Origin of the sequence: Mesoterricola silvestris (assembly GCF_030295405.1) — a bacterium.
GTDB classification, from domain to species: Bacteria; Acidobacteriota; Holophagae; order Holophagales; family Holophagaceae; genus Mesoterricola; species Mesoterricola silvestris.
Map to the genome: position 1 here is coordinate 1,135,546 of NZ_AP027080.1, position 14,288 is coordinate 1,149,833.

The 14,288-nt window shown below is 69.4% G+C and carries 6 protein-coding genes; 5 read left to right on the forward strand and 1 reads right to left on the reverse strand.

The genetic code is table 11. The annotated features are described in order from the left end of the window. Positions 1 to 2: 2 nt before the first annotated feature. On the reverse strand, positions 3 to 3,914 hold the full coding sequence (locus tag R2J76_RS04800) for a beta strand repeat-containing protein (protein WP_316414667.1): 3,912 nt from the start codon (positions 3,912 to 3,914) through the stop codon (positions 3 to 5). 254 nt (positions 3,915 to 4,168) lie between these two features. On the opposite strand from R2J76_RS04800, the gene R2J76_RS04805 reads away from it, so the two are divergent. The 5 genes from R2J76_RS04805 to R2J76_RS04825 all read left to right on the forward strand — a co-directional run bounded on the left by R2J76_RS04805 (position 4,169) and on the right by R2J76_RS04825 (position 14,268). Then, positions 4,169 to 4,672, forward strand: a complete 504-nt coding sequence (locus tag R2J76_RS04805) for an acyltransferase (protein ID WP_316414668.1) — start codon at positions 4,169 to 4,171, stop codon at positions 4,670 to 4,672. A 176-nt stretch (positions 4,673 to 4,848) separates the two neighbouring features. After that, complete coding sequence (locus R2J76_RS04810) at positions 4,849 to 5,358, forward strand: acyltransferase (RefSeq protein WP_316414669.1); 510 nt, start codon at positions 4,849 to 4,851, stop codon at positions 5,356 to 5,358. 221 nt (positions 5,359 to 5,579) lie between these two features. Continuing rightward, positions 5,580 to 10,742 (forward strand): hypothetical protein, encoded by a 5,163-nt coding sequence (locus R2J76_RS04815; protein ID WP_316414670.1) that lies wholly within the window; start codon positions 5,580 to 5,582, stop codon positions 10,740 to 10,742. Between the two features lie 152 nt (positions 10,743 to 10,894). Then, a complete protein-coding gene (locus tag R2J76_RS04820; protein ID WP_316414671.1) occupies positions 10,895 to 12,103 on the forward strand; it encodes a right-handed parallel beta-helix repeat-containing protein in 1,209 nt (402 codons plus the stop codon). Between the two features lie 41 nt (positions 12,104 to 12,144). Continuing rightward, on the forward strand, positions 12,145 to 14,268 hold the full coding sequence (locus R2J76_RS04825) for a glycosyltransferase (protein WP_316414672.1): 2,124 nt from the start codon (positions 12,145 to 12,147) through the stop codon (positions 14,266 to 14,268). The last annotated feature ends 20 nt before the right edge of the window (positions 14,269 to 14,288 follow it).

Here is a 14,288-nt window from a genome sequence, read left to right on the forward strand (position 1 = left end):
GTCTACTTGGTCGTGTTGGTGCCCACCGTGGCCGTGCCGTCGGCATTGCGGATGGCGGTGCCGGTGTTGCCGGTGACGGTGTTGCCGCTGACGGTGGTGCCGGTGCAGTAGGCCAGGTAGATGCCGTCGCCCTGGTTGGAGGTCACGGTGTTGCCCGTGATGACGAAATTCAGGGAGTAGTAGTCGATCCAGATCCCGTCGCCCTTGTTGTTCTTGATGAAATTGTTGGTGAAGGAGATCCGTTCCGACTCGTCCCAGGCGATGCCGCCGAGCATGTAGTTGCTGCCGCCGTTGTCGGTGATGCTGCAGCCGGTGACCACGCAGTCCGTGCAGAAGGCGGTGCCGTTGCCGGTGGGCCCGTTCTTCGTGGAGCCGCCGCCGGCGATGCCGCCGCCCACGTTGCCGAAGATGTTGCAGCCGATCACCTGCACATTGGCGACGGTGGAGCCGGAATTGGGCTCGAAATCCAGGCCGCAGGCGGGGTCGTTGCCGTTGGTGTTGCTGAAGGTGCTGTACTGGATGACGATCCCGTTGCAGTACACCAGCGAGCACCCCTGGCGGCGGTTGTTGTCCGCGGTGCAATCGGAGATCACCACGTTGGAGACGTTGTTGTAGATGTAGAAACCGTCGTTGCAGTTGTTCTTGGAGGTGGTGCCCAGGATGGTCATGCCGCTGGCGTTGCCGATGGCGACCCCGTTGCCGATCTCCACGTCCGAGCCGGTGCCGTTGATGTAGGTGCCGAGGTTGCGCCCCACCCGGTCGCCGATGATCGTGCCGCCCACCAGGGCGATGTTGGACTCCTTCATGCCCACCACCGAGTAGCCGCTGGAGGTGGTCATGGTGATGCACTGCAGCACCGCGCCGGGATCCAGCAGGAGGGTATTGCCGGGATTGAGGTAGAGGCCGAACTGGCTGGAGGAGGCGGTGGGGTTGATGCGGTAGGTGCCGGCCGGGACGTAGCAGATGCCGTTGCCGGTGGCGGCCAGGGCCCGGTTGATGGCCGCGGTGTCGTCCGTGGATCCGTCCCCCGTGGCGCCGTACTGGGTCCTGGCGTTGACGGTGGTGTTGCTGGTCACCGTGAGGATCCGGACGCTGGACGAGACCGAGGGGGTCGATACGGAGGTGGCGGTGATCCGGCGGATGGTCTTGGCGGAAACCGAGGGGCAGGTGTAGACGCCCGCGGAGGAGATGGTGCCCACGGTGGCATTGCCCCCGGCGATCCCGTCCACGCTCCAGGTGACCGAATCGGTGCTCGAGCCCGTGATGGCGGCGGAGAACGTGAGCTGGCCCCCGCTGCCCACGGCGGTGGGCACCGCGGGGGTCAGGATGATGGCCGTGGTGGTGCCCGGTGCGGCCACCGTGACGACGGTGGAGACGCTCTTGGTGGGGTCGGCGGTGCTGGTGGCCTTCACGGTGTGGGTGCCCGCGGCCGCGGGGGCCGTGTAGGTGGTCGTGGCGCCCGTCCCGGACAGGGTTCCCACCGTGGAGTTGCCGCCGGTGATGGTGTCGACGGTCCAGGTGACGCCGGTGTCGCTCGCGCCCGTCACGGTCGCCGTGAAGGACAGGGTGCCGGAGGTGGCGAGGTTGGCCGTTCCCGAAGGGGTCATGGCCAGGGTCACCACCGGCGCGGTGACGGTGACGGTGGTGGAAGCGGAGCGGGTGGGATCCGCCGTGCTCTGGGCCGCAACCACATGGGACCCGCCGGTGGCCGGCGCCGTGTAGGTGACCGAGCCCCCGGAGCCGGTGATGACGCCCACGGTGCCGTTGCCTCCGGAAACGGAGTCCACGGTCCAGGTCACCCCGGTATCGCTCGCGCCCGTCACCGTCGCCGTGAAGGACACGGTGCCGGAGGTGGCGACGCTGGCCGTTCCCGACGGGCTCAGGGCCAGGGTCACCACCGGCGCGGTGACGGTGATCGTGGCGGAGGCGTTCCGGGTGGGATCGCCGACGCTCGTGGCCATGAGGGTGTGGGTCCCGGCGGCGGTGGGCGCGGTGTAGGTGACGGTGGTGCCGGTGCCCGAGAGGGTCCCGGTGGTGGCGTTGCCGCCCGCCACGTTGTCCACGGTCCAGGTGACCCCGGACGTGGACCCGGTGACGGTGGCGGTGAAGGTCTTGGTGGTGCCGCCGGTGACGGTGGTGGCTCCCGGCGTGAGGGCCACCGTCACGCCCGCGGTGACCGTGACGGTGGTGGAGGCGGATTTGGTGGTGTCGACGGTGCTCCTGGCCGAGACCACGTGGGTCCCGGCGGCGGCCGGCGCCGTGTAGGTGACCGTGGCCCCGGTTCCGGTGATGGTCCCCACGGTGCTGTTGCCGCCCGCGACGGCGTCCACCGTCCAGGTGACGCCCGTGGTGGTGGTGCCGGTCACCGTGGCGGTGAAGGACAGGGCCGCTCCGGTGGCCAGGGAACTGGCGCCGGGGGTGAGGGTGACCGCCACCCCGGAAAGCACCGTCACGGTCCCCGAGGCGGACTTGGTGGGGTCGGCGGCGCTGGTGGCCAGGATGGTGTGGGTGCCCGCGGCGGCGGGAGCCGTGTAGGTGACGGTGTTGCCGGTTCCGGTGAGGGTGCCCACGGTGGCATTGCCGTTGGCCACGCCGTCCACGGTCCAGGCGACGGCCGTGTTGGCGGCGCCGGTGACGGTGGCGGTGACGGCGGCCGTGGCGCCCGCGCTCAGGCTGCCCGATGAGGGGCTCAGGGTCACGGCCACCGGGGCCTGGACCGTGACGACCGCCGAGGCGGATTGGGTGGGATCGGCCGCGCTGGTGGCGGAGACGGTGTGGGATCCGGCGGTGGAAGGCGCGGTGTAGGTCACGGTGGCGCCGGTGCCGGTGATCGTCCCGACGGTGGCGTTGCCGCCGGCCACGGAATCCACGTACCAGGTCACGGCCGTGCTGGCCGCTCCGGCGACCGTCGCGGTGAAGGAGGCGGTGGCGCCCGGGGGTACGCTGGCCGAGGCGGGGGTGAGGGCCACCTGCACCGGGGGCCTCACCGTGATGGCGGCGGCGCCGGTGCTGGCGGGGGCGGCGACGCTGGCGGCGGTGACGGTGTGGGTGCCGGCGGCGGCGGGGGCGTTGTACACGACCGTGGCGCCCGAGCCCGCGAGGGTCCCTGTGGTGGCGTCGCCGCCCGGGATGCCGTCCACGGCCCAGGTCACGGCGGTGTTGGTGGAGCCGCTGACGGTGGCGGTGAGGGACAGCGAGCCCCCGTTGAGGACCGAGGCGCTGGCCGGGCTCACCCCCACCACGATGGAACCGGGGGAGAGGACGGTAATGGCGGCCTGGTCGTAGATCAGGGGGTTGACGGAGCTGGCGGCCCGGATCGTGTGGGTGCCCGGGGCGGCCGAGGCGGTGTAGGTGACCTTCGACCCGGTTCCGGAAACGGTGCCGGTGGTGGTGTTGCCGCCCACGACCCCATCCACCGACCAGACCACGCTGGTGTGGCGGGTGCCCGTCACCGCGGCCGAGATGGCCAGCGTCTCCGAGGGGGCCAGGGTTCCGGAGGCGGGATCCAGGGCCACGTCCATGGACGGGGCGAAGACCCGCACGGGGGCAGTGCCCACCCGTTTGGCGTCCGCCTGGCTCACGACCGTGATGGTGTGGGTGCCGGGATTGGTGGGGGCCACGTAGGTGGCGGAGGTCCCGGTGCCGGAAATGGTGCCGACGGTGGGGTCCCCGCCCGGGATGTTGTCCACGGACCAGGTCATCGCCGTGTCCTGGGCACCGGGGTTGGCCACGGTGGCCGTCACCACGTCGTTGCCGTTCGTGTCGATGTAGTCCAGGTTCACGGACAGGGCCGCGGTCGTCGCCGGGGTCAGGGCGGAATTGGGGGATCCCGCGCCCCCGCAGGCGATGAAGGAACAGACGGTGCCGATGACGAGCAATCCCAGGAGGCGTATTTGAATGCCAATACCGTTCATGGGCTCCTCCGCCCTCACGCCCGTTCTATCGGGTCAATGACCGGAACCCATTAGTCGTGAGATCAAAGTAATTTTAGATTCATTGCGAAAAAGAGGGGGAAAAAAAGAAAAAGGGAATAAATCGCCCTTGCAGGGGCGAAATTAAATGAATATGAAATTTCTTCGGCCCCTTCCGGGGATGAAAAGGAGGGCGGGATTCCGCCCCGGGGTTTCATCCACTACAATGGGCGGGCCTCACCGGAAAGGTGCAAACCATGCTCGGATCCCTGATCCACAAATGGAAACTGAGGGGATACCTGAAGCAGGGCCTCCAGGTCGCGGATGACTGCCGCATGGTGAGCATTCCGGATTTCGGTTCCGAGCCCTACCTCATCAGCATCGGCAGGCACGTGACCCTGGCGAGCAATGTCACCTTCATCACCCACGACGGCGGCACCTGGGTCATCCGGGACCGGCCCCGGTTCAAGGAGGTGATCCGGTACGGCCGCATCACCATCCATGACAACTGTTTCATCGGCAAGGGCGCCTTCCTCATGCCCGGGGTGAGCATCGGCCCCAACGCGGTGGTGGCCAGCGGATCCATCGTCACCCGGGACGTGCCCCCCAACAGCGTCGTGGCGGGGGTTCCCGCGCGGGTCCTGCGGGACATCGATTCCTACGCGGAGAACCTGCTGGCGGTCAATCCCCCGTACGACCGGGAGGCGTACCGGCGGGACAAGGTGGCGGAACTGCTCCGGCTCTTCCCCCGCCCCTGGTGACCCGCCATCCCTTCCAGGGCAAGGGCCCGGCTTGAAAAAATAGCCTTGATTGGTCGAAGGCTTCGAGTGCATGATCCAGAGGGCAACCACAGGTGTTACTCATGGGCATTATCCGGGAGCTCAAGAATTTATATAAGAAAATACGGCTTTGGCAATTTCGTCGAGCGGGCCTCGTCATGGGCGAAGGCTGCCGATTCGCCCGGATCCCCACCTTCGGAACGGAACCCTATCTCATCACCCTGGGCAACCATGTGGCCATCGCCTCCGATGTCGTCTTCATCACGCACGATGGCGGGACCTTCGCCTTCCGGCATCAGGAACGGTACCGGAAGGTCATCAAGTACGGCCGCATCAACATCCTGGACAACTGCGTCATCGGCGAGCGCGCCATCCTCCTGCCGGGCGTTACCATCGGCCCCAATTCGGTGGTGGCCGCGGGGGCCGTGGTGTCCCGCAATGTCCCGCCCGGAGTGCTGGCCGCGGGCAATCCGGCCAAACCGGTCATGACCCTGCACCAGTATGCCGAATGGTCCCTGGCTTCCACCCCCGCCTACGACGAGGACGCCTACCACCGGGACAAGAAGGCGTTCCTGATGAACATGCGTATGCGGGGCTCCTCCCTGAAGCCGCGCCCGGCCCCCCCCGCGGAACCCCCCCGGGTCGATGGGGTCGATTCGGAATCCTGAACGCTAAAGCTCACAAATAGAAATTTTATGTATTGGGGATTCCGGCCGGGAATCGCCCGGCTCCGCCCCGTCAAAAATCTTTTAATTGGGATATTGATTGAATTGTAGAAAACATGCATCCTAGGGTGTTCCTCAAGCTTTCTGAACCTGGTCCGCAATGCATCACACCTGCAAAGGCACCCCGGGCGCCTTCGCCGACGATGACTTTCTAGGAGTAACCCATGGGCGCTGCCGTCCTCGATCGACCTCCCCACCAGGGCCTGGTGCCCAGGGTCCTGTTCCCCTTTGCGGCCGCCCTGGCCCTTGCCTTCATGCCCTCCTGCAGCGGCGGCGGGGGTGGAGGTTCCACCCCGGCGCCCGCGCCCACCACCCCCGTGGTCACGGCTCCGGCCTATGTGACCTCCGGGGCCACGAATCTCACCGCGTCCACGCCGGCCCAGACGAACTGCACCTTCACGTGGACCATCACCAACGGCACCCTCACGGCGGGAGCCACCTCCACGTCCGTCACCTTCACCGCCGGAACCAGCGGCGCCGTGACGCTTTCCTGCGTGGCCACCAATGCCGACAAGGTCGCCAGCGCCGCCGGGACCGCCACCTCCACCATCGTCGCGGCGCCCGTCCTTCCGGTCATCACCACGCCCGCCAACGTGTCCCCCAACGCCACGGGCCTGACGGCCACGGTTCCGGCCCAGACCGGCTGCACCTATGCCTGGACCATCGCCAACGGCACCATCACCGCCGGCGGAACCACCGCCAGCGTCACCTTCACCGCGGGAGCCTCGGGCACCACGGACCTGGGCTGCGTGGTCACCAATGCCGCGGGCACCGCCAGCGCCAAGGGCACCGCCTCCTCCACCATCATCACCACGACCCTCGTGCAGCCGGTCGTGACCGCCCCCACCGCGGCCACCGCCGGCACCGCGGGCCTCACGGCCTCCGTGCCCGCCCAGACGGGCGCCATCTTCGCCTGGACCATCACCGGGGGCACCCTCACCGCCGGGGCCGACACCAACACCGTCACCTTCACCGCCGGGGACGTGGGCTCCCTCCAGCTGAGCTGCGTCGCCTCCAACCTCGCCGGTGCCACCACCGCGCCCGGCACCGCCACCGTCGCGGTCCTGGCCGCGCCCACCACGCCCACCATCACGGTGGCCTCCAAGGTCACCGCGGGCGCCACGGGCCTCACGGCTTCCGTTCCCGCCCAGACCGGCAGCACCTATGCCTGGACCCTCACCGGCGGCACCATCACCGCCGGCGGCACCACCAACGCCATCACCTTCACGGCCGGGGCCAGCGGCACCGTGGGCCTGAGCTGCGTCGTCACCAACGGCGCGGGCACCCCCAGCACCGCGGGCACCGCCTCCAGCACCATCTACGCCGCGCCCGCCACGCCCACCATCACGGTGGCCTCCAAGGTCACCGCCGGCGCCACGGGCCTCACGGCTTCCGTTCCCGCCCAGACCGGCAGCACCTACGCCTGGACCCTCACGGGCGGCACCGTCACCGCCGGCGCCGGCACCAACGCCATCACCTTCACGGCCGGGGCCAGCGGCACCGTGGGCCTGAGCTGCGTCGTCACCAACGGCGCGGGCACCCCCAGCGCCGCGGGCACCGCCTCCAGCACCATCTACCCCGCGCCCGTCACCCCCGCCATCACGGTGGTCTCCAAGGTCACCGCCGGGGCCGCGGGCCTCACGGCCACCGCCACCGCCCAGGCCGGCAGCACCTATGCCTGGACCCTCACGGGCGGCACCGTCACGTTCGGCGCCGGCACCGACACCATCACCTTCACGGCCGGCGCCTCCGGCACCGTGGGCCTCAGCTGCGTCGTCACCAACGGCGCGGGCCTGGCCGGCACCGCGGGCACCGCCTCCAGCACCATCTACCCCGCGCCCGTCACCCCGTCCATCACCGTGGCTTCCAAGGTGACGGCCCTGACCGCGGGCCTCACGGCCACCGCCACCCCCCAGGCCGGCAGTTCCTACGCCTGGATCCTCACCGGCGGCACCGTCACGGCCGGCGCCGGCACCGACACCATCACCTTCACGGCCGGCGCTTCCGGCACCGTGGACCTGAGCTGCGTCGTCACCAACGGCGCGGGCCTGGCCGGCACCGCGGGCACCGCCTCCAGCACCATCTACCCCGCGCCCGTCACCCCCTCCATCACCGTGGCCTCCAAGGTGACGGCCCTGACCGCGGGCCTCACGGCCACCGCAACCCCCCAGGCCGGCAGCACCTACGCCTGGATCCTCACCGGCGGCACCGTCACGGCCGGCTCCGGCACCGACACCATCACCTTCACGGCCGGCGCCACCGGCACCGTGGACCTGAGCTGCGTCGTCACCAACGGCGCGGGCCTGGCCGGCACGGCGGGCACCGCCTCCAGCACCATCTACGCCGCGCCCAGCACGCCTTCCATCGTCGTGGCCAACTACGTGACCGCGTCCTCCACCGGCAACACCGCCTCCGTCACGCCCCAGGCCGATTCCACCTATGCCTGGACCATCACCGGGGGCACCTTCACCGCGGGCGAAACCACCGCTTCCGCCACCTTCACGGCCAATGCCAGCGGAACCGTGGGCCTGAGCTGCGTGGTTACCAACGGCGCGGGCTCCCCCAGCACCCCGGGCACCGGCTCCAGCACCATCGTCGCCGCCGCCAGCACCCCGACCATCGGCGTGGCCAGCTACGTCACCACCCTGTCCACGGGCAACGTCGCCTCCATCACGCCCCAGGCCAATTCCACCTATGCCTGGACCATCACCGGGGGCACCTTCACCGCGGGCCAAACCACAGCTTCCGCCACCTTCACGGCCGATGCCTCCGGCACCGTCCACCTCACCTGCACGGTGAGCAACCAGGCCGGAACCGCCGCCACCCCCGGCGCCGCCGACAGCACCATCGTCCCCCTCGCCACCACGCCGACCATCACCGTGGCCAGCACCGTGACCGACTACGTGACCCAGAACAAGGTCGGGGGCTATACCGCCTCCGTCCCCGACCAGGGGAACAACTCCACCTACGCCTGGTCCATCACAGGCGGCTCCTTCACCGCGGGCCAAACCACGGTTGCCCCGACCTTCACGCCCAGCACCGTCGGCACGGTCACCCTCACCTGCACCGTGTCGAACGCCGCGGGCCTGGCGGCCACCGCCGCAACCAAGGACATCACCTGCGTCGCCGCTCCCGCGGTGACCTCCTTCACCCCCGGCGCCGCCATCATCGGCACCAACGCGGCCACGACGCTCAACGCCGTCTTCACCGGCTCCAGCGCCAAGGTCAACGGAGGCGCCCTCGCCGACGCCGCCATCACCAGCGGCACCCCCCTGGCCACCGGCAACCTGGCCAGCACCACCAGCTTCACCCTCACCGTCTCCAACCAGGCCGGCGACACCACCCCGGCCACGGTCAAGGTCCTGGTGGGATCCCTGAATGCCTACTCCGGCATCCCCTCGGGCCAGGGCAACACCGACGGGTCCTACCCCGACGCGCGGTTCTGGGAACCCAACGGCATGGTCTTCGACGGATCGGGCAACATCTACGTTTCGGACTACGACAACAACACCATCCGCATGATCACCTCCGGGGGCGTCGTCAGCACCCCGTACGGCACCGCCGGCAAGCACGGCAACGATGACCTGGTGGGCACCGCCGCCACCTTCTTCGGACCCAGCGGCCTGGCCTTCGACGGAACCTTCCTCTACGTGGCCGACACCTGGAACCAGACCATCCGAAAGATCAATACGACCAACGGTCAGGTGAGCACCCTGGCGGGAACGCCCGGCGTCCCGGGCAACGACGCGACCCATTTCCATTTCAGCCAGGCCAATGTCCCCGTGGGCCTCGCCCTTGACGGGACCACCCTCTACGTGGCCGATCACCTCAACAACGCCATTCGCGTGGTCGATAAGAACACCGGCGCCATGACCACCCTCGCCGTCAACGGAGCTGCGTTCAACTGGGTGACCGGATTGGCCGTGGATACCGTGTACCGCATCCTCTACGTCACGGACAAGGGGTCCAACTCGGTCATCGGGTTGGATCTGACGGGGAGTCCCGCCCTCGCCACGACCCTTTCCTCCGATTTCATCAACCCGGTCGGCCTGGCCCTTTCGGCGGACGCGGCAACCCTCTACGTGACCGACTACGAGACCAGCGTGGTCAAATCGGTCGATTCCTTCTACGGCGCGGTTCCTGGCCAGACCACCATCATCGCCGGGGCCCTCAATGCCGTGGGGAGCACCGATAACTCCACCGGCACCAGCGCCCGCTTCCAGTACCCCACCGCCCTCCTCCTGGACGCGGCCAATCTGCTCTACGTCGCGGACTTCGCCAACAACACCATCCGCACCGTCGCGTTCGGAGGCACCCGCGCCGTGAACACCATCCAGGGCGTCGCCGGCGGCGCCGCCCACCGGAACCGTTCGATTCTCGCTGAAACGGCCCTGTACAACAGCCCCCGCGGCATCGCCGTGGACTACACCCACAACCTCGCCTTCGTGGCCGAGACCAGCGGCAACTACATCCGGGCCATCGACCTCTCCACCGGGCTCACCGGCGACGTGGCACAGGTTCCCGGCGCCTCCCCCAATGGCATCGCCGTCCAGGTTTCCGGAGCCGGCGGCACCATCTACTTCACGGAGACCGCCACCCACCTGGTCAAGAGCGTCACCTACACCGGCGGCGACGTCACCAACCCGGCCTCCTTCGGGACCCCGGTGATCCTGGCCGGCATTTCCGGCACCCCGGGCGCCACCGACGGCACCACCGGCATCACCTCCACGTTCAACGGTCCCACGGGTATCGCCGTGGACGCCACCGGCAACGTCTACGTGGCCGACCAGGGCAATCACCTGATCCGCAGGATTTCCTCCGCCACCGACAACCCCGTCAGCACCATCGGCGGCCAGCTGGGCGTCGGCTCCTTCGTGAACGGGGCCGCCGGCATCTCCACCTTCAACAACCCCACCGGCCTCGCCCTTTCCGGGAACAATCTGTTCGTGGCCGACCAGAGCAACAACGCGATCCGCCTGATCAGCCTCGACACCAACACCGCGAGCACCTTCGCGGGCCAGGCGACTCCGGGCTCCGCGGACGGCACCGGCACCGGCGCCTCCTTCCTCAACCCCAACGCCCTCGCGGTGGACGGGGCCGGCAACGTCTACGTGGCCGACACCTACAACAACACCATCCGCAGGATCACCCCCGCCGGCGAGGTCACCACCATCATCGGCATCCCCGGAACGATGAAGAACATCCTGGCCAACGCCACCACGCCCCTGGCCGCCTCCCTGGCCTTCCCCGTGGGGATCGCGGTGCCCGCCGACCTGGGCACGATGTACATCGTCGTCCCGGACGCGGTCCTGAAGGTGGCCTTCTAACGGAAACGCAAGTTCAACAGGAAAAGGGGGATCGCTTGCGATCCCCCTTTTTTTGGGAGTTTCTGGATGTGGAAAGCGGGCAAGGGGAGTACCATCACCGACACGAACCGATCCCGTACGCCCACGACCTCGCCTTTTTCTAAGAGCTGCCCATGCCCCCTCGAATCGCCTGGCCGGGTCCCCCCGGCATTGCCCTTGCGGTGCTCGGCCTTCTGGTGGCCTGTGCGGGGGGCGCCAAGGCCCTCGGGACGACCGGGACGCCCACCCCGCCGCCCGTGGTGGCGGATCCCTGCGCCCCGGCGGTGGGGACCTTCACCGTGAACGTTCGGAACGCCCCCTACAACGCCAAGGGGGACGGGGTCTCGGACGACACGGCGGCCATCCAGAAGGCGGTGAACGCGGCGGCGGGGTCGGGGGGATCCGTGGTGGTCCCCGACGGGACCTACCTCATCAATGCGGCGGCGGGGGGGGTCTCCCTGCGCAGCGGCATGACCCTGGCCCTGGGGTCGGGCGCCGTGCTCCAGGCCATCCCCACCTCGGCGGGCAACTACAACGTCCTGTACCTGGGCGGCCTCAGCCGGGTGACCATCACCGGCGGGACCATCGCCGGGGAGCGGAGCGCCCACACGGGCACCAGCGGGGAATGGGGCATCGGCATCGCCATCGAAAGCTCCACCAACGTGGTGGTCCAGGGGGTCACCGTCAAGGAGTGCTGGGGGGACGGCATCTACATTTCCGGGTCCAGTTCGGCCCTGGTGGTCTGCGCGTCGACCCTGGACCACAACCGGCGCAACGCCATGTCCATCGTCAAGGGCAGCGATATCCAGGTGAAGGACACCACCCTCAGCAACACCCGGGGCACGGCCCCGGAGTGCGGGCTGGACATCGAGCCCAACGCGGGGGATTCCGTCGACGGCGTGACCGTCTCCAGGTGCGTCTTCACGGCCAACGCCGGGTACGGGACGGCCCTGGGGCCGGCCTACGTGAACCTCGCGACGTCCTCCGTGACCCGCACGGTGGTCACGGGTTGCACCTACAACGGCAACGGGGTGGGGAGCCTCTCAGGCAACCCGGCGGCCATCGCCCTTTCCGCCTGTGACGGCAACACCCTCACGGGCAACACCGTCACGACCACCACCGGCCACGGCATCATGGTGGTGGCCAAGGGAACCAACACCACCGTCTCCAACAACACCGTCACGGGCAGTTCGGTGAACGGGATCCACCTGGAGGACTGCGCGGGCACGGTGGTTTCCGGCAACACCTGCACCGGCAACGGGCAGTACGGGATTCGCAACAGCAGCGGCAGTGGCGCTACCCTGAGCGGGAACACCCTTTCCGGAAACGGGATCGCGCCTTGAGGGCCGGTGCCGCCCCCGGACCTCTCCAGGAACCCGCCGCCATGGACGTCGTATTCATCACGGACCACCTGATCCGCGGAGGCGCCGACCGGCAGCTCCACCGCATCGCCACCACCCTGCAGCGGCGCGGGTGGCGGGTGGGCGTCATCACCATGCTGCCGTCGGTGGCCTACCTGGACGAAATGCGGGCCGCGGGGGTGGCGGTGCACGAATGCTCGCCCACCATGGGTTGGCCGCCCGCCATGGCCCTGCGGGTGGCCCTGCGCATGACCCTCCAGCTTCGCCGCTGGCGCCCCTCCGTGGTGATCACCTTCAACTACCACGGCGATATCATGGGCCGCGTGTGCGGACGCCTGGCGGGGGTGCGGGCCGTGGTGTCCTCCCTGCGCACCGCCTACGTGAAGAACGGCCTGCGCCGGCAGCTGTACCGCCGCACCGAGCCCCTCATCGCCCTCACTGCCTCCAATTCCCACGCGGGCATCGCCTACATGGTGGCCCGGGGGCTGCTGACCCCCGCCAAGACCCTGGTGATCCCCAACGGCATCGAGGCCGCCGATTTCCCCTCCCCGGTCCCCCGGGAGGAGGTGCGGGCGGAGTTCGGCCTGGGGCCGGAGACCTTCCTGTGGCTGGCGGTGGGCAATCTGCGGGCGGCCAAGGACTATCCCACGCTGCTGGCCGCCATGGAGCGCTGCGGCGAAGGCCACCTGCTCATCGCCGGGGACGGGGAGGACGAGGCGGCCCTGCGCGCCGACGCCACCCGCCGGGGCCTGGACGGCCGGGTGCGCTTCCTGGGCTCCCGCACGGACGTGGCGCGCCTGCTCAAGGGCTGCGACGCCTACGTGCTCTCCTCGGCCTGGGAGGGCCTGCCCAACACGGTCATGGAGGCCATGGCCGCGGGCGTCCCCGTGGTGAGCACCGACGCCGGGGGCGTGCTGGAACTGGTGGTGGAGGGCGTCACGGGGCACATCGTCCCCTGCGGCGACCCGGAAGCCCTGGCCCGGGCCCTGCGGGCCGTCATGGCCCTGCCTTCCGCCGAGCGGCTGGCCCTGGGCGCCGCGGGGCGGGCGCGCATCGAGACCCACTTCGACAACGAGCGCGTGGTGGACCGGTGGGAGACCCTGATCCGCCAGGTGGCGCACGCCGCCACCGGAGCCCCTCCCCGGGTGGAGGCCGCGGCGCCCCGGGCGGCCGCGACGCCCCCGCCCGCCTTCGTCATCTCCCTGGATTTCGAGCTCATGTGGGGCGTGCGGGGGGGCCGGAGCGTCGAGGGGTACGGCCCCCACATCCTGGGCGAGCGGGAGGCCATCCCGGCCATGCTGGCCCTCTTCAAGCGCCACGGCGTGCGCGCCACCTGGGCGGCGGTGGGCATGGCCCTCTTCGAAACCCGCAAGGAGCTGCTCGCCCACCTGCCGGACCTCCGCCCCGCCTATGCCCGGCGGGAGCTCAATCCCTACCTGGCCCTGGACGAGATCGGGGAGGACGAGCGGAGCGACCCCTACCACTTCGGGCTCTCCCTGGTGCGCCAGGTGCTGGATTGCGAGGGTATGGAACTGGGCAGCCACACCTTTTCCCATTTCTACTGCCTGGAGGAGGGCCAGGACGCCCCCCAGTTCAAGGCGGACCTGGCCGCCTGGAAGGAGGCCGCGCAACCCCTGGGCGCGGGCACCAGCTTCGTCTTCCCCCGCAATCAGTTCAACCAGGCCTACCTGGCCGCCTGCCGAGAACTTGGCTTCACCGTCTTCCGGGGCAACGAAGCCGCCTGGATGTACGAATCCGGCTCGGGCCCCGGCCAGTCCCTCCTGACCCGGGGCGCCCGGGTGGCGGACCACTACCTGGACCTGTCGGGCCCCAATGGCTTCGTGCCCCGGCCCTGGCTGGACACGGGGCTGGTGAACTGCCCCTCCAGCCGCTTCCTGCGTCCCTTCTCCCCGCGGCTCGCGCCCCTGGACGGAATGCGGGTGGCCCGCATCCGCACGGCCATGGAGCGCGCGGCCAAGCGTGGGGAATCCTTCCATCTGTGGTGGCATCCCCACAACTTCGGCACCCACCTGCGGGAGAACCTCGCGATCCTGGATGAACTGCTCCGGTTCCACGTGGCGCTGCGGGAGCGCTACGGGGTCGTACCCATGACCATGGGCGAGGTGGGAGAACGGTTCGGCGCCTGAACCGGCCCCGAGGAACTTCC